This is a genomic window from Actinokineospora lacus (assembly GCF_053813445.1).
Genome location: NZ_JBQERA010000007.1, coordinates 40,754 through 61,867, shown reverse-complemented (window position 1 = coordinate 61,867; position 21,114 = coordinate 40,754). Strand labels below are relative to the sequence as shown.

Annotated in this window: 16 protein-coding genes and 1 other RNA gene; 10 read left to right on the top strand and 7 right to left on the bottom strand. The window is 72.9% G+C overall.

The window, feature by feature from the left end; translation table 11 throughout:
* Positions 1-83: 83 nt before the first annotated feature.
* Complete coding sequence (locus ACTG9Q_RS18720) at positions 84-872, bottom strand: DsbA family protein (protein ID WP_455574101.1); 789 nt, start codon at positions 870-872, stop codon at positions 84-86.
* 65 nt (positions 873-937) lie between these two features.
* Here ACTG9Q_RS18720 and hrpB point away from each other — a divergent pair, with 65 nt between their 5' ends.
* From hrpB to ACTG9Q_RS18695, 5 genes are read left to right on the top strand one after another with little or no spacing between them, the layout of a single operon-like run.
* Complete coding sequence (hrpB, locus tag ACTG9Q_RS18715; protein ID WP_455574100.1) at positions 938-3,301, top strand: ATP-dependent helicase HrpB; 2,364 nt, start codon at positions 938-940, stop codon at positions 3,299-3,301.
* Complete coding sequence (locus ACTG9Q_RS18710; RefSeq protein ID WP_455574099.1) at positions 3,298-3,795, top strand: GNAT family N-acetyltransferase; 498 nt, start codon at positions 3,298-3,300, stop codon at positions 3,793-3,795. The genes hrpB and ACTG9Q_RS18710 overlap by 4 nt, the downstream gene beginning before the upstream one ends.
* Positions 3,796-3,836: 41 nt before the next feature.
* Positions 3,837-4,337 (top strand): DUF2127 domain-containing protein, encoded by a 501-nt coding sequence (locus ACTG9Q_RS18705; RefSeq protein ID WP_455574098.1) that lies wholly within the window; start codon positions 3,837-3,839, stop codon positions 4,335-4,337.
* An 11-nt stretch (positions 4,338-4,348) separates the two neighbouring features.
* A complete protein-coding gene (locus ACTG9Q_RS18700) occupies positions 4,349-5,251 on the top strand; it encodes an ABC transporter ATP-binding protein (RefSeq protein WP_455574097.1) in 903 nt (300 codons plus the stop codon).
* Positions 5,248-5,991, top strand: coding sequence for an ABC transporter permease (locus ACTG9Q_RS18695; protein ID WP_455574096.1), 744 nt, complete (start codon positions 5,248-5,250; stop codon positions 5,989-5,991). Before ACTG9Q_RS18700 ends, ACTG9Q_RS18695 begins: the two co-directional genes overlap by 4 nt.
* A 170-nt stretch (positions 5,992-6,161) precedes the next feature.
* Here ACTG9Q_RS18695 and ACTG9Q_RS18690 read toward each other — a convergent pair whose 3' ends face one another.
* Together ACTG9Q_RS18690 and ACTG9Q_RS18685 are read right to left on the bottom strand one after the other, a co-directional pair.
* Positions 6,162-6,830, bottom strand: a complete 669-nt coding sequence (locus ACTG9Q_RS18690) for a response regulator (protein ID WP_455574095.1) — start codon at positions 6,828-6,830, stop codon at positions 6,162-6,164.
* Complete coding sequence (locus ACTG9Q_RS18685) at positions 6,827-8,356, bottom strand: histidine kinase (protein ID WP_455574094.1); 1,530 nt, start codon at positions 8,354-8,356, stop codon at positions 6,827-6,829. Before ACTG9Q_RS18685 ends, ACTG9Q_RS18690 begins: the two co-directional genes overlap by 4 nt.
* Positions 8,357-8,680: 324 nt before the next feature.
* Between ACTG9Q_RS18685 and ACTG9Q_RS18680 the strand changes: the two genes are divergently transcribed.
* Positions 8,681-13,030, top strand: a complete 4,350-nt coding sequence (locus ACTG9Q_RS18680; protein ID WP_455574093.1) for an ExeM/NucH family extracellular endonuclease — start codon at positions 8,681-8,683, stop codon at positions 13,028-13,030.
* Positions 13,031-13,125: 95 nt separating this feature from the next.
* Positions 13,126-14,085 (top strand): hypothetical protein, encoded by a 960-nt coding sequence (locus ACTG9Q_RS18675; RefSeq protein WP_455574092.1) that lies wholly within the window; start codon positions 13,126-13,128, stop codon positions 14,083-14,085.
* Between the two features lie 53 nt (positions 14,086-14,138).
* Here the strand turns inward: ACTG9Q_RS18675 and ACTG9Q_RS18670 are convergent, their stop codons facing one another.
* From ACTG9Q_RS18670 to ssrA, 3 genes are all read right to left on the bottom strand, one after another.
* Positions 14,139-14,795: a mobile mystery protein B gene (locus ACTG9Q_RS18670; RefSeq protein ID WP_455574091.1), complete on the bottom strand. Its 657-nt coding sequence runs from the start codon at positions 14,793-14,795 to the stop codon at positions 14,139-14,141.
* 78 nt (positions 14,796-14,873) lie between these two features.
* Positions 14,874-15,404, bottom strand: a complete 531-nt coding sequence (locus tag ACTG9Q_RS18665; RefSeq protein ID WP_455574090.1) for a hypothetical protein — start codon at positions 15,402-15,404, stop codon at positions 14,874-14,876.
* A 392-nt stretch (positions 15,405-15,796) separates the two neighbouring features.
* Positions 15,797-16,169, bottom strand: a transfer-messenger RNA (tmRNA) gene (gene ssrA, locus ACTG9Q_RS18660).
* 154 nt (positions 16,170-16,323) lie between these two features.
* On the opposite strand from ssrA, the gene ACTG9Q_RS18655 reads away from it, so the two are divergent.
* From ACTG9Q_RS18655 to ACTG9Q_RS18645, 3 genes are read left to right on the top strand one after another with little or no spacing between them, the layout of a single operon-like run.
* Positions 16,324-16,992: a sensor domain-containing protein gene (locus ACTG9Q_RS18655; RefSeq protein WP_455574089.1), complete on the top strand. Its 669-nt coding sequence runs from the start codon at positions 16,324-16,326 to the stop codon at positions 16,990-16,992.
* Entirely contained in the window at positions 16,989-18,098 is a 1,110-nt protein-coding gene (locus tag ACTG9Q_RS18650; RefSeq protein ID WP_455574088.1) for a sensor histidine kinase, read from the top strand. The genes ACTG9Q_RS18655 and ACTG9Q_RS18650 overlap by 4 nt, the downstream gene beginning before the upstream one ends.
* Positions 18,086-18,727, top strand: coding sequence for a response regulator transcription factor (locus ACTG9Q_RS18645; RefSeq protein WP_455574087.1), 642 nt, complete (start codon positions 18,086-18,088; stop codon positions 18,725-18,727). Before ACTG9Q_RS18650 ends, ACTG9Q_RS18645 begins: the two co-directional genes overlap by 13 nt.
* A gap of 5 nt (positions 18,728-18,732) precedes the next feature.
* On the opposite strand, the gene lon is transcribed toward ACTG9Q_RS18645, so the two are convergent.
* Positions 18,733-21,087: an endopeptidase La gene (gene lon / locus ACTG9Q_RS18640; protein ID WP_455574086.1), complete on the bottom strand. Its 2,355-nt coding sequence runs from the start codon at positions 21,085-21,087 to the stop codon at positions 18,733-18,735.
* Between the last annotated feature and the right edge of the window lie 27 nt (positions 21,088-21,114).

The following is a 21,114-nucleotide window of genomic DNA, read 5'->3' as shown; positions in this document are numbered from 1 at the left end:
TGAGAACACCGCCGTTTGCCAGCGTCGGGGTGCACGCGCGGAGAGCGCGGTGCGTTGGCAGGGGATGGAGGGGCCGGGCGGCCTTACTTGAGGAGGGTGGTCAGCCAGGCCGGGTCGGCGGTGTCGATGAGGGTGCCGTTGCCTGCGACGGTGGGGGTGGCGAAGACGCGCTGGCCGTCGCGGTCGCGGAGGAGGGGGTCGGTGGTGCGGGCGCGTTCGTACTCGGCGCTGATGGTGTCGCCCAGGGTGCCCGCGCGGACGTCGGCGGGGAAGGTGGTGCTGGTGATGCCCAGGGCCGTGCCCAGGTCGACCAGTTGGTCGCGGGACCAGCCGCGGGCGTTCTCGGCGGGCTGGTCGCCGAAGAGGCTCTTGTGGAACGACGGGAACTGGCCCGCGTCGGCGGCCAGCAGGGCGGCGTTGGCGGCGTCGGTGGAGTAGCCGGCGGGGTCGGACAGGTCGTGGAGGAGGTTGATGAGGTGGTAGCGCACCTTCAGCTCGCCCGAGGCGATGGCGCGCTCGATCTCCGGGCCGTGCTTCTCCTCGAAGGCGCGGCAGGCAGGGCAGAGGAAGTCCTCGTAGACGTCCACGGTGACGCGGGCGTCGGGCTTGCCGACCTCGACCACCGCGCCGTCCCGGCTGACCGGCACGGCCAGGTCGACGCGCTGCACGGTGATGGCGGCGTCCTCGGTGGCGTTCTTCTGGCTGTTGCCGTAGACGAAGCCCGCGATGATCGCGGCGGCGGCGAGCACGACGGCGGCGATGATCACGATGCGCCTGCGGTCCACGGGCGCCCGGGTCTGCTTGACCGCAGGCGGCGGCGCCAACCGCTGCGCCTGCTGCCGCTTGCGTCGATTCCGCTCCGCGCCGCCCACGTGGCTCCCTCCGCTCGCGGCGAGGCTACCCGCAGCGCCTGAACGCGACCTGAGAGGCTGGGAGCATGTCCGAGCTGCCCGTGCGCGCCGCCCTGCCGCGGATCACCGCCGCGCTGGCCGCGCACGGCACGGCGGTGCTCGTGGCCCCACCCGGCACCGGCAAGACCACCCTGGTGCCGCCCGCGCTGCCCGGCCGGGTCGTGGTCGCCGAACCCCGCCGGGTCGCCGCGCGGGCCGCTGCGGCGCGGATGGCAGCGCTGGCGGGTGAGCCGGTGGGCGCGAGCGTGGGCTACGCGGTGCGCGGCGACCGGCGCGTGTCGAAGGACACCCGCATCGAGGTGGTGACCTCGGGCCTGCTGGTGCGCCGACTCCAGTCCGACCCCGAGCTGTCCGGTGTGGACACCGTGCTGCTCGACGAGTGCCACGAGCGCCACCTCGACGCCGACCTGCTGCTCGCCCTGCTCCTCGACGCCCGCGACGGCCTGCGCCCGGACCTGAAGGTGCTGGCCACCAGCGCCACCGTTGCCGCCGACCGGTTGGCAGCCCTGCTCGATGACGCCCCGGTGATCCGCGTCGAGGGCACCGCGTACCCGGTGACCACCACCTACCTCACCCCGGTTCGCGGGGAACGCCCGGATGCCGTCACGCTCAGGGCGATCCACAAAGCACTGTCCGAAGGCGACGGTGACGTGCTGGTGTTCCTGCCCGGCGCCGCGGAGATCCGCCGGGTGTCCGCCGCGCTGCGCGTCGACGCCGACGTCGTGGTCCTGCACGGCCGCCTCGCCGCCACCGACCAGGACGCCGCCCTGCGACCCGGACCCCGCCGCCGCGTCGTGCTGGCGACCGCGGTGGCCGAGTCCAGCCTGACGGTGCCCGGCGTGCGCTCGGTGGTCGACGCCGGGCAGGCCCGCACGCCCAGGGTGGACCACCGCCGCGGCCTCTCCGGGCTGGTCACCGTGCGGGTGAGCGCGGCGGTGGCCGACCAGCGCGCGGGACGGGCGGGGCGGGAGGCGCCCGGCCGGGTGTACCGCTGCTGGCCCGAGCACGAGCAGGCCACCCTCCCCCGCTACCCCGAGCCGGAGATCCGCACCGCCGACCTGACCCGCCTCGCGCTGGAACTGGCCTGCTGGGGCACCCCGGACGGCGCGGCCCTGCGCTGGTGGGACGCCCCGCCGCCGGGCCCGCTCGCCGCCGCCCGCGCCACCCTCACCGCCCTGGGCGCCCTCGACGACGGCGCCGTCACCGCCCGCGGCCGGGACATGTCCCGCCTCGGCCTGCACCCGCGCCTGGCCAGGGCCCTGCTCGACGGCCCGCGCGCGGCGGAGGTGGTCGCCGTCCTGGACGACGACACCCTCGCCACCAGCCCTGACCTCGACACCTCGCTGCGTGCCCTGCGCAACGGCATCCCGGCGACGCAGCGCTGGCGCAAGGAGGCCAAGCGGCTCTCCGCGCTCGCCAACCGCGACGCCGCCCCCGACCCCGGGCTGGTGACGGCGCTGGCCTTCCCCGAGCGCCTGGCGCGCAGGCGCGGGCCGGGGTCGCGGGCGTACCTGATGGCGGGCGGGACCGCGGTGGAGCTGCCCGCCGACAGCGGCCTCGGCGACCCGGAGTGGCTGGCCGTGGCGGTCGCCGACTGGACCGGCGGCGCGGGCCGGGTCCGCCTGGCCGCCCGGATCGATGAGGAGACCGCGGTCCGCGCGGCCCCCGCGCTGCTCACCGAGACCGACGAGGTCCGCTGGGCCGACGGCGACGTGGTGGCCAGGCGGCTGCGGAAGCTGGGCGCGATCGTGCTGCGCGAGCGGCCGTGGCCCAGCCCGCCCGCCGCCGCCGTCCAGGCGGCCGTGCTGGAGGGCCTGGCCCGCCACGGGCTGGGCCTGGTGCGCTTCAGCGACCACGCCACCGCCCTGCGCGCCCGCCTGGCCCTGCTGCGCCGGACCCTCGGCGACCCCTGGCCCGCCGTGGACGACGACGCCCTCCTCGCCTGCGCCCCGACCTGGGCCGCCCGCGCGCGCAACGCCGCGGCCCTGCGCGCCCTCGACATGACCGACGCGCTGCGGTCGCTGCTGCCCTGGCCCGCGGCGTCCCGGCTGGACGAGCTGGCGCCCGAGCGGATCACCGTGCCCTCCGGCTCGCGCATCCGCGTCGACTACACCGCCGACCCGCCCGCCCTGCCCGTCAAGGTGCAGGAGGTCTTCGGGTGGACGCGCAGCCCCGCGGTGGTCGACGGCCGCGTCCCGGTGGTCCTGCACCTGCTCTCCCCCGCGGGCAGGCCCGCCGCGGTGACCGGCGACCTGGCCGGGTTCTGGACCTCCGGCTACCGCCAGGTCCGCGCCGAACTCCGCGGCCGCTACCCGCGCCACCGCTGGCCGGAGGACCCGACCACAGCCGACCCGACCCGGCACACGACCCAGCGGAGGCGTCCAACGTGAACATCAGGCCAGGCAGCCAGGCCGACGCGGGCACCGTCCTCGCGTTCCTCGACGAGGCCGTCGCGTGGATGGTCGAGCGCGGGCAGAGCGGCCAGTGGGGCACGGAACCGTGGTCCGCGCAGCCCAAGCGGGTGGACCGGATCACCGCGCTGAGCCGGTCCTGGCTGTGGATCGCCGAGGTCGACGGCGCCCCGGCGGGCGCGCTGGTGCTCGGCGGCCCGACGCAGATGTGGATTCCGCCCGCGGCCGAGCCGGAGAACTACGTCCAGCTCCTGGTCACCTCGCGCCGCTACGCCGGGCGACAGGTCGGGCAGAAGCTGCTGGACTTCGCCAAGGAGCGCACCCGTCAGGCGGGTGTCGGCCTGCTTCGAGTCGACTGCTGGGCAGGCAACAACGGCCGCTTGGTCGACTACTACGTCAGGCAGGGCTTCACCCCCACCGAGACCTTCACCGTCGACGACTGGCCCGGACAGGTACTCGAACTACGCCCATAACGCCGCAGACACGGAGATCGAATCGCGGCATGCTGGCAGCCGTGTTCTTCAGGCTGGTGGTCGTCCTCAAAGGCGCTGACGGCGTCGCCCAGGTCCTCGGCGCGCTGCTGCTCGCGATCGTCTCGCCCGCGGTGATCACCGGCGTGGCCAACGCGGTGCTGACCAGGGACCTGATCGGCGACGTCGACGGGGCCCTCGCCCACCACGTGGCCAGGGCGGCCCACCACTTCGCCGAGGGCGGCACGCGGATCTTCGTGATCGGGTACCTGCTCGCCCACGGCCTGGTCAAGCTCGTCCTCGCCGTCGCCATGCTCAGGGGCAGGGCCGCCGCGTTCCCGCTGGCGATGGTGGCCATGAGCGCCTTCATCGTCTTCGAGTGCGCCCGCGCCGTGCGCACCGGGTCGTTCGCGCTGCTCGTGCTGGCCGCCTTCGACCTGCTCGTGCTGGTGCTGGTGGTGCGCGAGTTCGCCAGGAAGCAGCGACTTTCGTCAGGGGCGGGCGCTGCCCTCCGGCAGGGGAATCCGCCCCACCGCCGCGCCTAGCGTCGGCCAGTGTGATCGAACTGCGGAACCTGACCAAGCGCTACAAGCACGCCGTCGCCGTCGACGGCCTGGACTGCACCGTCCACTCCGGACTGGTGACCGGCTTCCTCGGCCCCAACGGCGCGGGCAAGTCCACCACCATGCGGATGGTCCTCGGGCTGGACGAGCCCACCAGCGGCACGGCGACGGTGACCGGCTCGCGCTACGACCGCCTCCGCCACCCGCTGCGCATAGTCGGCGCCCTGCTCGACGCCCGCGCGCTGCACCCGGGCCGCTCGGCCCGCGCCCACCTGCGGGCCCTCGCCCGCACCAACGGGCTCCCCGCGGGCAGCGCCGAGCGCGTCCTGGCCACCGTCGGGCTGACCGACGTCGCCGACCGGCGCGCGGGCACGTTCTCCCTCGGCATGGCGCAGCGGCTCGGCATCGCCGCGGCGCTGATCGGCGACCCCGCGGTGCTGGTCCTCGACGAACCGGTCAACGGGCTCGACGTCGACGGCGTGCGCTGGATTCGCGGCCTGCTGCGCGGGCTGGCCGACGAGGGCCGCACGGTCTTCGTCTCCAGCCACCTGATGAGCGAGCTGGAGCTGATCGCCGACCGGCTGCTGGTGATCGGCCGGGGCAGGCTGCTCGCCGACGCGTCGATGGCCGAGGTGATCGCCCGCTCGGGCGCGGTGGTCCGGGTGCGCACGCCCGACCCCGGCGGCCTGCACGACGCCTTGGCGCGCGCGGGAGCCCGGGTGCACCAGCCGGGGCCGCACGAGCTGGCGGTGACCGGGCTGCCCGCCGAGCGGGTGGGCGACATCGCCTTCGACCGGGGCGTCCGCGTCCACGGCCTCAATACTGAGCGCGCCTCACTTGAACAGGCGTACCTGGAGCTGACCAACGACAGCGTGGAGTACGGGGTGTCCCGATGATGGGCGTGATCAGCGCGGAGTGGACGAAGCTGTGGTCGGTGCGCGCGACGGCCTGGTGCCTCATCGCCGCCGCCGGGCTGATGGCGCTCATGGTCGGCGCCAACGGCATCGCCATCCACGGCCACCACGCGGAGAGTCGCCCGGACCTCACGCCGACCCCGGCCGTCCAGCTGCCGGTGGAGGCGGTGGTCTACCTCGTGCAGTTCGCCGCCGCCGCGCTGGCCGCGCTGGCCGTCACCAGCGAGTACGCCCACCGCGGCATCCTGCCGACCCTGCAATCGGTCCCGGTCCGCTGGCGGGTCCCCGCGGCCAAGGCCGTGGTGGTCGCGGTGACCCTGTTCCTCACCGGCGTCGCACTGGCCGCCCCGGCGATCTGGCTGGCCGAGGTCACCCTGGCCGAGCACGGCGCCCCGTACAGCACCGGCGACGCGGTCCGGACCGTGCTGGCCATCGGGGCCTACCTCGCCCTGATCGGCGTGCTGGCCGTCGGGCTGGCGACCGCGCTGCGCCACATCGCGGGCACCCTGCTGGCGCTGTTCGTCCTGCTGATGGTGCTGCCCGTCCTCCTGCAGGCCACCGGAACGCCGCTGCTGCGCGACATCTCCCACTACGTGCCCGGCATCGCGGCCATCGACTTCATGGAGGGCGTCCACACCGGACGCGGCGCGGCGGTGCTCGCCGGGTGGGCGATCGCGGCGGTGGCCGTGGGCATCGCCGTGCTGCGCAGGCGGGACGCTTAGGCCGTCCTTCAGGCGTGGTGCGCGGGAGGTCCGGCTCCGGCGGTGTGAACGGATCGTCCTGATACCGGTGTTGTCATCCGACCCGTGCCGCCAGCGGGCGGACTGGCGCGGCCATGCCGTGCTCCGCACCTGAAACACGGCCTCGGGCGTGCTTCCGGTGTGGGGCACGGTTATGCCGTGTCCTGGACCAGACCCGCCTCGTGCGCGACGATCGCCGCCTGCACCCGGTTGCGGACCGCCAGCCTGTTCAGGATGGTGCTCACGTGGGCCTTCACCGTGCCCTCGACCAGGTGCAGGCGGCTGCCGATCTCGGCGTTGGGCAGCCCGGCCCCGACCAGGGCCAGCACCTCCCGCTCGCGCCCGGTCAGCCCGGCCACCCGCTCCCGGGCGCGGGCCCTGCGCCCCAGCAGGCCCGATGGCCCGTCGGCCAGCTCGGCGATGACCCGCGAGGCCACCCTGGGCGAGAGGAACGCCGCGCCGTCGGCGACCGCGCGCACACCGGCGAGCAGTTCGCGCGGGTCGCCGGACTTGAGCAGGAAGCCGCTCGCGCCGTCGCCGAGCGCGCGGGCGATGTAGGCGTCCTCGGCGAAGGTGGTCAGCATGACCACGCCGGTCGCGGGCGCCGTCCTGCGGATCTCCGCGGCGGCGGCGAGGCCGTCGAGCCGGGGCATGCGGATGTCGAGCAGCGCGACGTCGGGCCGGTGCGCCTGGGCCAGCGCGACGGCCTCGTGCCCGTCGGCGGCCTCGGCGACGATCTCGACACCGGCGTCGGCGGCCAGCACGGCCCGCACGCCCGCGCGCACCAGGGCCTCGTCGTCGGCCAGCAGCACGCGGATCACCCGGCTCGCTCCTTCGGGACGACGTCCTTGGCCACCAGGTGGGACTCGTCGAGGCACAGGCGGTACACCGGCACGCGGAAGTCGAACAGGGCGCCGTTGCCGCGGTAGTAGCGGCAGCCCGCGCCCGGCGGGTTGGGCAGCCGCGGCGCGTCCATCATCTCCATGTCGGGCAGCACGGCCTCCACCTCGGTCTTGGGCTGGCCGACCCGCAGGGCGTCGAAGCGGGCCGGGTCGAGCACAGAATTGGCCACGGAGAAGGCGTAGAAGCCGAGCATGATCACGATGAGGCCCGCGGCGAGCGCGGCGGGCACGAGGACGGCGGCGACCAGGCTGCGCCGGGAGTCGCGGCGGGCGGCGGCGTAGTGGTCGGCGGCGGTGGCCGCGGGCACGCCGTCGTGCGGCAGGCGGGCGGTGACGGCGAACCCGTCGCCGTCCGGTCCCGCGTCGAGGGTGCCGCCCGCCAGGCGGGCGCGCTCGCGCAGGCCGATGAGCCCGGTCCCGCTGCCCACGGCGGGCTCGGGCGCGGTGGCGGGGGCGGCGTTCCGGACGGTCACCGCCGACTCCCCCGCGCGGGTGGTAATTCGCACCGAAACCGCGGCGCCGGGCGCGTGCTTGGCGGCGTTGGTCAGCGCCTCCTGGACCACCCGGTACGCCGGGCGCTCCACCGCCTCGGGCACCTCCCCCTCCAGCGTCACCGCCATCCCGGACGCGGCGGCGCGGCGCACCAGGTCGGCCACCGAGTCGCGCCCCGGCGTGGTCGGCGCGACGGCGTCCTCCTCGCGCAGGACGCCGATGATGTCGCGCAGGCGCTCGGTGGCCGCGCCCGCCAGTTCCCGCAGCTCCCCGGCGGCGCGGCGGTGCCGCTCGTCGAGGTCGCCGGTCACCTCCAGGCCCGCGGCGCGCAGGGCGATCAGGGTCAGCTCGTGGCCGAGGGAGTCGTGCATGTCCTCGGCGATGCGGGCGCGCTCGCGCAGCCGTTCCCGCTCGGCGACGATGCGCTGCTCGCGCTCGAGCTGCTCGGCCCGCTGCCAGCCCGCGGCCACCAGCTCGGCGCGCTGGCGCAGGAACCGGCCGCCGAACCACGGGAACACCTGCAGGAACACCAGCGCGAGCACCGCCCAGAACCACTGCATGAGCTGGTGGTCGAGCCTGCCGTCGACGACCGCGGCCCCGAGGGAGTAGACCAACCCGGCCAGGGCGAACCCGAGGAAGACCAGCACCGCGGGACGCACGGCGCCCAGCCGCCGCCCGACGAGGAAGGCCGTGGTCATGGTCGCCACCAGGTAGGAGGTGGCCACGACCCCGCCGAGGCCCAGCGCCGCGATGCCCGCGGCGGTCGCGGTCATCGCCGCGAGCGGCCACCGCCGGGCGATGACCCCGATGACCAGCAACAACGCGACGAACGGCAGCGCGGACCAGTGCAGCACCATGTCGCCCTGGAGATTCGCCAGCGCCTCGGCCCCGTACAGCCAGGCCAACACCACGCCCAGGGCCACATCGCCCGCCCGCTTGCCCCACACCCGCACGGGCCCGACGCTACAAGCCGACGCGACGGCCCGACACTGACGAAAGTAACCCCCGGTCCTCGACCGCGCGGGGTGAAGCCACCAGCAGCGACCCGATCACAACAATCGGCAACATCAGCCGGATGGGTACCGCTCACCTCCCCGATTCCGCGAAATGCACATACGGTGGAGATCAGGACCAGGCGTTTCCACCGTTCGGGCGAAGATCGCGTCCCGATCACAATTCCGCGTTGCGCACGGTTGGTACACCTGTCGGCTTTATCAAAGTCACCATCGCCGCCTAGGCTGCGGCAGATTTTCGTCCGCCCGTTGGAGGCATGCTCGATGCGCAAGCGCAGAAGGATCGTCGCGGCGGTAGCCATCACGGCCGCCGCCGCGGCGGCCGGGGTCGTACCGGCGTTAGCCGAGACCACCGCACCCGCTATCAGTGAGATCCACTACGACAACGCAGGAACGGACACCGGCGAGGCCCTGGAGATCGAGGCCCCCGAGGGCTTCGACCTCTCCGGCTGGCAGATCGTCCTTTACAACGGCAACGGCGGCGCCGCCTACAACACGCGCGCGCTGAGCGGGACCGTGCCCGCCGCGGGCGTGGTGGTGGCCACCTATCCCACCGACGGCCTGCAGAACGGCTCCCCCGACGGCGTCGCGCTGGTGCGCCCCGACGGGTCGGTCGCGGAGTTCCTGACCTACGAGGGCGCCCTCACCGCCGTCGGCGGGCCCGCCAACGGCATCGCGGGCACCGACATCGGCGTCGCCGAGGGCTCGGCCACCGCGGTCGGCACCTCGCTGCAGAAGGTCGACGGCACGTGGCAGGCCTCGGCCCCGCACACCTTCGGCGCGCGCAACACCGGCGGCGACCCCGACCCTGACCCCGACCCGGTGGGCTGCGACCTCCCGGTCGACCGCACCATCGCCGAGGTCCAGGGCAGCGGCGCCGCCTCCCCGCTGGTCGGTTCCACCGTGACCGTCGAGGGCGTCGTGACCGCCGACCACCGCAGCGGCGGCTACAACGGCGTCTACGTGCAGACCGAGGGCTCCGGCGACCGCGCCCCGGCCGCGGGCACCCCCTCCGACGGCGTCTTCGTCTTCCTGACCAGCAACCCCGCCAACCACCCCGCCGTCTCCATCGGCGACCGGGTGCGGGTGCGCGGCGCGGTCAGCGAGTACTTCGGGCTCACCCAGATCACCTCCACCACCAAGGCCACCACGCAGGTCTGCGCCCACGGCGCGCCGCTGCCGAGCCCGGTGGCGCTGAGCCTGCCGCTGGACGCGGCGGCGCGGGAGTCGGCCGAGTCGATGCTGGTCGCGCCGGTCGGCGCGTTCACCGTCGCCGAGGTCTACAACACCAACCGCTTCGGCGAGGTCGTGCTCACCGCGGGCTCCGACCCGGCCCGCATCCCGACCGACCTGCACCGCCACGGCACCCCCGAGGCGCAGGCGCTGGCCGCGGCCAACAAGCTCGCCCGCATCCTCGTCGACGACGGCTCCAGCGCGAACCTGGCCAACGCGGGCGCCCTGCCGCCGTACGTCTACCCGGACGCGCCGCTGCGCGTGGGTGACGAGGTGGAGGCGTTCGGCCCGAGCGTGCTCTCCTACGGCTTCGACGAGTGGCGCCTGCAGCCCGCCACCCGGGTGACCGCCGAGACCCCGGCGATCGGGCGCACCACCTTCAAGTCGGCCAACCCGAGGACCCCCGGTCCGGCCGAGGTCGGCGGCGACATCCAGGTCGCCAGCTTCAACGTGCTGAACTACTTCGTCCACTTCGGCGGCGAGGCCCGCGGCGCGACCGACGAGGTCGCGCTCGGCCGCCAGGAGGCCAAGATCGTCTCGGCGATCACCGCCTTGGGCGCCGAGGTCGTGGCGCTCCAGGAGATCGAGAACTCCGTGCGCTTCGACGCCGCGCAGCCGCAGCAGGCGCTGCAGCGCCTCGTCGGCGCGCTGAACGCGGCCGAGGGCGCGGGCACCTGGGACTACGTGCGCGTGCCCGCGGGGATGCCCGCCGCCGCGCAGCAGGACTTCATCACCACGGCGATCATCTTCAAGCCCGCCGCGGTGACCCCGCGGGGCGAGCCGCGCTCGGTCAACGACGAGTCGGTGTGGTTCAACGCGCGGGAGCCGATCGCGCAGACCTTCACCTCGGGCTCGCTGACGTTCACCGTGGTGGACAACCACTTCAAGTCCAAGAGCGCGGGCGGCGCGACCGGCGACAACGTCGACACCGGCCAGGGCGCCTACAACGGCGACCGGGTCCGGCAGGCGACCGCGCTGGTGGCCTTCGTCGACCAGCTCAAGGCCGACAGCGGCAGCGACAACGTGCTGCTGATGGGCGACTTCAACGCCTACACCCAGGAAGACCCCATGCAGGTCTTCTACGGGGCGGACTTCGCCGACCTCAACGACACCGGCAAGTCCAGCTACGTCTTCGGCGGTGAGTCCGGCTCGCTCGACCACGCGCTGGCCTCGCCGTCGCTGGCGAGCCGGGTGACCGGCGTGGACATCTGGGAGTCCAACAGCAACGAGTCCTACGCCTTCCAGTACGACGGGCTGCCCGCCTTCTACGCGCCCGACGCGTTCCGGGCCAGCGACCACAACCCGATGGTCATCGGCCTGGAGACCGGGCCGCAGGGCCCGATCGAGCTGCAGTTGTTGAACATCAACGACTTCCACGGCCGGTTGGAGTCCCCGGGCAAGAACGCGGGCGGCCAGGCCATCGGCGGCGCCGCCCAGCTCGGCGGGCTGGTCAACCAGCTGCGCGCGGAGAACCCGAACACGCTGTTCCTCTCCGCGGGCGACAACATCGGCGCGTCCACGTTCATCTCGGCGATCGACCAGGACAACCCGACGATCGACGCGCTCAACCTGATGGGTCTGGACGCCACCGCGGTCGGCAACCACGAGTTCGACAAGGGCATGGCCGACCTGCAGGACCGGGTCGTCCCGCGCGCTCAGTTCCCGCACCTCGGGGCGAACGTGTACCGGGGTGACACCCGGGCCCTCGACGCCTACGACGTGCAGACCGTCGGCGGGGTCAGGGTGGGCCTGGTCGGGGTCGTCACCGAGCAGACCGCGTCCCTGGTCAGCCCGGACGGCATCGCGGGCATCACCTTCCGCGACCCGGTGGCCGAGGCCGAGGCGGTGGCCGCCCAGCTGCGCGACGGCGACGAGGCCAACGGCGAGGCCGACGTGGTCGTCGTCCTCGCCCACGAGGGCGCCCCGACCGAGAGCATCGACTCGCCCGAGGAACTGGCCGCCGACCCCGTCTTCGGCAAGTTCATGCGGATGGGCGCCAACGTCGACGTGATCCTCAGCGGGCACACCCACCAGCCGTACGCCTTCACGGCGCCGGTGGCGGGCACCGACAAGGTCCGCCCGGTCGTGCAGGCCGAGGACTACGGCAAGAAGATCGGCAAGGTCACGCTGACCATCGACCCGGCGTCCAAGGCCGTCCTGGACGCCGACGCCGCCCTGGTCGACGTCGTCGGCGCGCCGCTCGACCCGGCAATCGCCGAGCTGGTGGCGCGGGCCAAGGCCAACGCCGAGGAACTGGGCAAGCAGCCGCTGGGCTCGATCACCGCCGACATCCGCAGGGCGTACACGCCCACCGGCGGCGAGGACCGCGGCAAGGAGTCGGCGCTGGGCAACCTCATCGCCGACGTCCAGCTCGCGGGCACCGCCGAGCAGGGCCGCGGCGGCGCGCAGATCGCGTTCATGAACCCGGGCGGCCTGCGCGCCGACCTGGTCCACGCCCCGGACGGCGTGGTCACCTACTCCGAGGCGTTCGCGGTCCAGCCCTTCGCCAACGACGTGGTGACGAAGTCCTACACCGGCGCGGAGATCAAGAAGGTGCTGGAGGAGCAGTGGCAGCCCGCGGGCGCGTCCCGTCCGGTGCTGTGGCTGGGCGTGTCCGAGGGCTTCCGGTACATGTACGTGCCGGAGAACGCCCAGGGCTCGCGCATCACCGGCATGTGGCTCAACGGCGCGCCGATCAACCCCGCGGCGACCTACCGGGTCACGGTGAACTCGTTCCTGGCCTCGGGCGGTGACAACTTCACCACCCTGGGCGGGGGCGCCAACCGGGTGACGACCGGCGACAACGACCTCACGATGCTGGTCGACTACTTCGCCGAGAACTCCCCGGTCAGCCCCGACACCGAGCCCCGCTCGAGCGTCGGCGTCCCCGGCCCGGTCTGCACCAAGACGATCACCGGGCGCCACAACGGCCCGCTGGTCGTGTCCTCCGGGCTGACCTGCCTGCAGGACGCCACCGTCAACGGCCCGGTCGTGGTCCGCGCGGGCGCGTCGCTGCTGGCCACCGGCGGCGCCATCGCCGGTCCGGTCGCGGCGACCCAGCCCGCGCTGTTCAGCCTGACCGGCACCCGCGTCGCGGGCAGCGTCTCGGTCAGCGCCGCGAGCGGCGCGGTGACGATCGAGGACGCCACCATCGCCGGTCCGGTGTCGCTCTCGGGCAACACCGCCGGTGTCCGCCTGGACACCGCGACCGTCTCCGGCCCGGTTTCGCTGAAGCGCAACGCGGGTGCCGAGCCGGTCGTGGTGGCCGCGAACACCATCAGCGGTCCGCTGGCCTGCTCGGAGAACACCCCGGCGCCGGTCAACGAAACCCGTCCCAACACCGTCCGCGGCCCCGCCGCCGGGCAGTGCCGCGACCTGTAGTCGCGTCGGTTCCGAGGCCCGCCCGGGTACACCCGGGCGGGCCTCGCCCATTTGGCCCAGTAGTAACGGCGGGGGCGATTCCCCGATGAGTGGTCATGGTTGAGAACTCCTCGGCTGGCCTGTTCATGCTGGACCCCGCCGTCACGGTGACCGTGACCCGCGAGGAACACCACCAGCCCGCCCTGTCTCGTTACCAAGTCGCATCCGGCCAGTCCAGACGGGTCGCGGTGGAACTGCGGTGGTGTGCCATCGCCGCCGGGAAGTACCAGGGCAGGCGCGGCATCGAGGTCCGCCTGGACGGCAGGCGCGTCGGTGAGCTGACCCACGCCACGTCCCAGCGCTACGCCCGGTTCGTCGAGGCCGTCACCGCCCAGCACGCCAGGCCGGGCTGCGAGGCGACCGTCGAGGAGGGCAAACGCGGCCTGGAACTGCGCCTGCACCTGCCCCGCCACACCGACCCACTCCCGGTGATCTTCCCCCCGGCCGTCCACACCAGACCCCACCTGGTCCCGGTCGCACCACACCCCGGCCCAGCGGCACCCAGGAAGTCCTCCGCCAAGCCCATCGGCATCGCCGCGGCCGCCGTCATCGGCATCGGCCTGGTCATGGCCATCGCCTCCGGCGGAGACGACGTCCCCACCGCAGCCCCCGTCGACTTCGCCGTGACAACCACGGCAACCACCCTCCCCACCACCACGGTCCAGCCCACCACCACCGCCACAACAACGACGACAACAACAACCACCACCAAAGCGCCGGTCACCACGACGAAGCCCCCGGTCACCACCACCCGCCGCCCGCAACCCCCGCCAGCCCCCGCCCCCGCGACGACGGCCAAGCCCCGCCCCCGCCCAACAACAACCCAACCCAAGCCCGCCCCGGCCCCCCAGCCCAAGTGCGACCCCAACTACTCCGGCTGCGTCCCCATCGCCAGCGACGTCGACTGCGCGGGCGGCAGCGGCAACGGCCCCGCCTACGCCAGCGGCCCCATCCGAGTAACCGGCAGCGACATCTACGACCTGGACCGCGACGGCGACGGAACCGCCTGCGAGTAAACGCCCACGAGACAGAGTTCTTCCAACTCCAGGGTTGGCCAAGATGTGCCTGTCTATTCACTCCACTCGTCGACAACGCTCGGATCGAGCGCGAACTCGATGAGTGGCCCGGCGTCGTCGCGGTCTTCATCCATCCGACGCAGTGCGGACAGGTACTCGGCTCGCATGGCACCTGTGTCCACGTCAAGCTGACGGCCCCAGGAGAACGCGTCTGGTCCGAGGCCGAGCGACTCCGCCAGTTCGTCGGCAATGAGCCGCGCGTGCCTCCCATTACCGTTGACGAACGGGTGGATCTGCACGGTGCGGTGATGTGCCCGCAGGACTGTCTCCGCCGGGCTCCACGTGCGATTCTCCACGTGCCACTTCGTGTCATCGAGGATCATCTTCCACTGCTCCTGAACCTGATCCGGCGCGATCCCGATGGACATTTCCCGGACACGAATCGCACCCGCCCAGGTCCACACATCGCCAAACATGTGACGGTGCACCTGTCGTAGCACGTACTGATCAAGCAGGTCGTCCGTGGACGGCGATTCCAGGCGCAACCAGAGCAATCCCCGAGCGATATTCCCGGCTTCCAGCGCGTTCAACTCGGTGAGTGTCCTGATGCCGTGGTGCGAGGGCTGCAGTTGCCCACGCGACTCCTCATCAACCGGGGTCGCGCCATACGGCTGGTCGAGCGGGTCGAACAGATCTGGTTTCGGGGTCATCAGGTCTCCGACCCAGGTGTCGACGGCCCGACGACACGTCCTCGCGTCGTCGTGAGCATTCGCGCTGGGCCCTCTGCCTCACGCGAGTTCAGCGACCAGCTTGGCCGTTGCCTCGCGAACCATCTCGTCGACTGCCGGCTGGGGAACGTGCTGGGCTTCCAGACTCATCGAGTGCGTCACACGATCCACGATCTTGCGGGCCGCGTCCTCGGCAACGACCTCCGCCTCAGCCTTCAATACGAGGCCCCGGCGCAGAGCAGCGCGCAGGTTCATCCACTCCGAGTCGGGCTTCTTGACGTAGCTGATCTTCAGCGTGCGCAGCTCTTGGACCATCTTCGATCGGGTGATCTCCTGGGCCGTTGCCCGGTTGACGATCTCCTTCACCGATGGCTTCAGCACCTTTGGGTCTTGGGCGACCCTCTTGACGATCCGGGAGATGGTGGCCTGGGACGCACCGACGATCTCGGCGATGTCATCCTGCGAGAATCCCTGGGCCACGGCCTCCACGACGAACCGCATCTCGTCGACTTCGCCGAGTTCGCGGCGCGCACGAAGCACGGCCGCACGCTGGGCCAGTACTGGCGGGACAGGCGTCTTCACCCGAGGCATGGCCACTCCATTCCATTCAACATGAATGATAACAGAACTGGAGGACCTGCACTACAGCCAACAGGCCCACGGGCCTGGTCACGCGCACCGAGCGGGAACGCACCACACATCAACCCTGGGTCACCGGTCGGTCACCACACCAGCATGGCGGTCAGCACTGATCAGCGATGCGGCAAGAGTCGACTCACGTCGCGTCGCGACAGGCACGGTGAACGAAACCGGACACGGCTGGATCAGGACTCACCGCACCGTGGGCGATCCAAACGATGCTTACGTTCCCGGCCCGCACGCCGGTTCGAGAGATACCGCACCGTGGGGGTCTGGGGGCTCGGCCCCCAGAACGGTGACGGCCGACGTGGTCTGCGCTTTTCGCAGACACACGTCGGCCGAGGTCGTGGAGGTGCCGGGAATCGAACCCGGGTCCTCTGTCGCTTTATCAAGGCTTCTCCGTGCGCAGTTCGCTATGTCTCTACTTGGCCCTACCGATCACGCGAACAAGTCGGTATGACGGGCCCAGTCACTGTGGGTTTCCCGTTCAGGCCCCGTGACCGGGACTGGCGGTGAGCCTCCTAGCTGATGCCGGCGAACCGGGGCGGAGGCACCCCCGGGCCGACAGACACGCACTCGCTTAGGCAGCGAGGGCGTAGTCAGCGCGACTGTTAGTCTTGGCGCTTATTGGTTTGCGTTCGACGCTTAAGGTGGTCGTACGCCTGCACCTGCACGCTTCCCTTGACTCAACGTCCAGAGTCGAAACCGTTCACCCCCTTGTTGGGTACTCGCCACAGTCTATCGCGTCCGGGCCGCGGGTTCACCCCGGTTACCGAGGTAGGGCCAGCCCCACCCCCGACCCGGTGGCTTCCCCGATGGAGCGCCGCCCCCGCCCCGGGGATGCTGGTCACATCACGTTGGAGGGGACCACATGACGACGGCCATCCGCCCTGACCAGGGCTTCCACCACGACGGCACCACCCCGCGACCACCGCTGGCCGGGGCGCTGGTGTACCTGGTGATGAACCTCGGGGTCGGGATCGCGGGGTTTGTCACGCTCACCACGCTGTTCGCGGTGGGGGCGAGCACGGCGGTCGTGTGGGTGGGGCTGCCGGTCCTGGCCCTGGCGGTGCTGCTGTGCCGGGGCGGGGCGCAGGTGGAGCGGGCGCGGGTGTACGCGCTGCTCAACACCTACATCGCCCACCCGCACTCGCCGGTGCCCGCCGAGGGTAAGTGGACGACGCGGTGGAAGGCGCGGTTCAAGGACGGCGGCACGTGGCGGTCGTTCGCGTACTTCATCATGATGCTGCCCATCGGGATCGTCGAGTTCACCGCGATGGTGTCGCTGTGGGCGACGTCGCTGGGGCTGGTGTTCCTGCCGATCTACTTCCGGTTCCTGCCCACGGGCAGCTACCGGTTCTGGGACTGGGAGCGGCCGGTGCTCGTGGTGGACTCGACGGTGGAGGCGCTGCCCTTCGCCGCCCTGGGGGTGCTGGTCCTGGCGGTCACCCTGGTGGTGACCCGGTGGATGGGCCAGGTCCACGCCAGGTTCGCCCGCGCCCTGCTGGGCCCGGTGTACACGATGGCGGCCCCGCGATGACCCGCCGCTACCCGCACCCGGCCAAGGCGCTGCTGTACCTGATCGGCGGCTTCCCGCTGGCCCTCGCCACCTTCCTCGTCGTCGTCGCCGGGGCCGCGATCGGGGTGAGCACCGTGATCATCTGGGTCGGGGTGCTGGTGCTCGTCGGCACCGTCGTGGCCACGCGGGCCTTCGGCAACGCCCACCTGTGGTGGACCCGGCTGGTGTGCCCCGACCTGCCGAAGCGGGCGGTGCTGGGCCCGTCGCAGAACACCGCGCTGCGCCAGTGGCGGGTCCTGTTCACCGACCGGCGCACCTGGCGCGACCTGGCCTACATCCTGCTGAACTTCCCGCTGGCCATCCTCGGGTTCGCCCTCGGCGTCGTGAGCATCCCGCTGGTGCCGCTGGCGCTGTGGGTGGCGCCGCGCTTCGCCTGGCTGCAGGGGCAGCTGGCGGTGGCCATGCTCAGCAACGACCGCACGGCCGACCTGACCGCGCGCGCGCAGCGGCTGCAGGCGTCCCGGGCCCGCGGGGTGGACGCCGCCGAGGCCGAGCGCAGGCGCATCGAGCGCGACCTGCACGACGGCGCCCAGCAGCGCCTGGTCGCGGTGGCGATGGGCCTGGGCAGGGCCAAGTCCAAGCTCGACGCCGACCCCGTCGGCGCCCGCGCCCTGCTCGACGAGGCGCACGCCGACGCCAAGCTGGCCGTCGCCGAACTGCGCGACCTCGCCCGCGGGATCTACCCGGCGGTGCTGGCCGACCGCGGCCTGGACGCGGCCCTGTCGTCGCTGGCGGCGCGCTGCCCGGCGCAGGTCGAGGTGCACGTGGACATCCAGCCGCGCCCGCCCGCCGCGGTGGAGAGCACGGCGTACTTCATCGTCAGCGAGACCCTGGCCAACGTCGCCAAGCACGCCCAGGCCACCACCGTCCTGGTCCGCGCGTGGCGCGACGACGACCGCGTCGTCGTGGAGGTCACCGACGACGGCGTCGGCGGCGCGGCCGTGCGCCAGGGAGGGGGACTGTACGGCCTGGCCGACCGGGCTGCCACGATCGACGGCGTGATGACCGTGGTGAGCCCGTTCGGCGGGCCGACTGTGATCAGGGCGGACCTGCCGTGCGAGTGGTGATCGCCGAGGACTCGGTGCTGCTGCGGATGGGCGTGCTGCGCCTGCTGGCCGACGAGGGCATCGAGACCGCCGCCGCGGTCGAGGACGGCGACTCCCTGCTCGGCGCGGTCCTCGAACACCGCCCCGACCTGGCCATCGTGGACGTCCGGATGCCGCCGACGTTCACCGACGAGGGCCTGCGCGCCGCGCTGGCCGCCCGCGAGGCGGTGCCGGGCCTGCCGGTCCTGGTGCTCTCGCAGTACGTCGAGGAGCGCTACGCCGTCGAACTGCTCGCCGGCGGCGCGGGCGGCGTCGGCTACCTGCTCAAGGAGCGGGTCGCCGACGTGGCCGAGTTCGTCGACGCCGTCCACCGGGTCGCCGGTGGCGGCACCTGCATCGACCAGGAGGTGATCGCGCAGCTCATGGCCCGCAAACGGAGGAACCCGGTGGACGCGCTCACCCCGCGCGAGCGCGAGGTGCTCGGCCTGATGGCGCAGGGACTGTCCAACGTGGCCATCGCCCGGGGCCTGGTGGTCTCCGACGGCGCGGTGGAGAAGCACATCGGCAACATCTTCACGAAGCTGGGGCTCGAACCCAGCGGCGAGGAGCACCGCAGGGTCCGAGCCGTCCTGGCCTACCTCGAACGCTGAGCCGGCTACGCCGCCATCGTGGCCGCCGCGGGCGCCAGCGCGACGTCCAGCACCTCGCTCACATCCCTGACCAGGTGCACGGTCAGCGCCGCGCGCACCGCCTCCGGCACATCGTCGAGGTCGGGCTCGTTGCGGCTGGGGATGAGGACGGTGGTGATGCCCGCCCGGTGCGCGGCCAGCAGCTTCTGCTTGACCCCGCCGACGGGCAGCACCCGCCCGGTCAGCGACACCTCGCCGGTCATCGCCACGTCCGCGCGCACCGGCCTGCCCGAGAGCAGCGACGCCAGCGCGGTGGTCATGGTGACGCCAGCGCTCGGCCCGTCCTTGGGCACCGCGCCCGCCGGGACGTGCACGTGCACGCCGCGCTCGCCGAGCGAGCCCACCGGCAGCCCGAGGCGCGGGCCGTGCGAGCGCAGGTACGACAGCGCGATCTGCGCCGACTCCTTCATGACGTCGCCGAGCTGCCCGGTCAGCGTGACGCCGTGCGAGCCGGTGTCCTTGTCCGCCAGCGACGCCTCGACGAACAGCACGTCGCCACCGGCGCCGGTCACCGCGAGCCCGGTGGCCACCCCGGGCGCCGACGTGCGCTCGGCCGACTCCGGGGTGTGCCGCGGGCGGCCGAGGTAGCCGCGCAGCTCCGCCGCCCCGACGCGCACCGGCAGCGCCGCGTCCCCGAGCGCGACCGACGCGGCGACCTTGCGCAGCACCCTGGCGATCGAGCGCTCCAGCTCGCGCACCCCGGCCTCGCGGGTGTGCTCCCCGGCCAGCGCGCGCAGCGCGTCGTCGTCGAAGGCGACTTCCGCGCCGTCGAGCCCGGCGCGCTCCAGCTGCCTGCCCAGCAGGTGGTCGCGGGCGATGGTGACCTTCTCGTCCTCGGTGTAGCCGTCCAGGCGCACCAGTTCCATCCGGTCCAGCAGCGGGCCCGGGATGGACTCGATGACGTTGGCCGTCGCCAGGAAGACCACGTCGGACAGGTCCAGCTCGACCTCCAGGTAGTGGTCGCGGAAGGTGTGGTTCTGCGCGGGGTCGAGGACTTCCAGCAGCGCCGCGGTCGGGTCGCCCCGGTGGTCCGCGCCCACCTTGTCGATCTCGTCGAGCAGCACGACGGGGTTCATCGAGCCCGCTTCCTTGATGGCGCGCACGATCCGGCCCGGCAGCGCGCCGACGTAGGTGCGGCGGTGGCCGCGGATCTCGGCCTCGTCGCGCACGCCGCCCAGCGCCACCCGCACGAACTCGCGGCCCATCGCCCGCGCGACGGACTCGCCCAGGGACGTCTTGCCGACACCGGGCGGCCCGGCCAGGGCGAGCACGGCCCCACTCCGCCTGCCCGCGACCACGCCGAGACCGCGCTCGGCGCGCCGCTTGCGCACCGCCAGGTACTCGATGATGCGCTCCTTGACGTCCTCCAGGCCCGCGTGGTCAGCGTCGAGGACGGCCCGTGCGCCCGCGATGTCGTAGGCGTCCTCGGTGCGCCGCGACCACGGCAGCTCCAGGACCGTGTCCAGCCAGGTGCGGATCCAGCCCACCTCGGGGGAGGACTCCGCCGTGCGCTCCAGCTTGTCCACTTCGGACAGCGCGGCGCCGCGCACCTTCTCCGGCAGGTCGGCGGCCTCCACGCGGGCGCGGTAGTCCTGCTCCTCGGAGGCGGGCTTGCCGTCCAGCTCGGCCAGCTCCTTGCGGATCGCGGCGAGCTGTTGGCGCAGCAGGAACTCCCGCTGTTGGCGGTCGACGCCCTCCTGCACGTCCTTGCGGATGGTCTCGGCGACGTCCAGCTCGGCGAGGTGCTCGCGGGCCCACTCGATGAGCTTCTCCAGCCGCGCGGCCACATCCGTGGTCTCCAGCAGCCAGACCTTGCGCTCGTCGGAGACGTACGGCGCGTACCCGGCCAGGTCGGCCAGCGCGGAGGGGTCCTGCACCGAGGAGACCGCGTCCACGGTCTGCCAGGCGTTGCGCTGCTGGAGGATGGTGATGACCAGCCGCTTGTATTCCGTAGCCAGCTCGGCGGCGCGCTCGGGCACCGTCTCGTCGGCCACGTCGACGTGCACCCACAGCGCCGCGCCCGGCCCGGTGGTGCCCGCGCCGAGCCGGACCCGCGCGGTGCCGCGCACGACCGCGGCCAGCTCGCCGCCGGGCAGCCGCCCGACCTGCTCGACCACGGCGAGCGTGCCGACCGCGGCGTACTTGCCGTCCAGCCTCGGGACCAGCGCGACTTGTTTGCCGTCAGCGGCCCTGGCGGCCTCGACGGCGGCCCTGGCCTCGTTGGCGGAGTCGCCGCCGGTCAGCGCGACGGGCACGACCATGCCGGGCAGCAGGACCGTGTCGTCCAACGGCAGCACCGGCAGTGTCAGAGCCTCCGACATGGAGATCACCCCTTGGAAGTTGAGTCT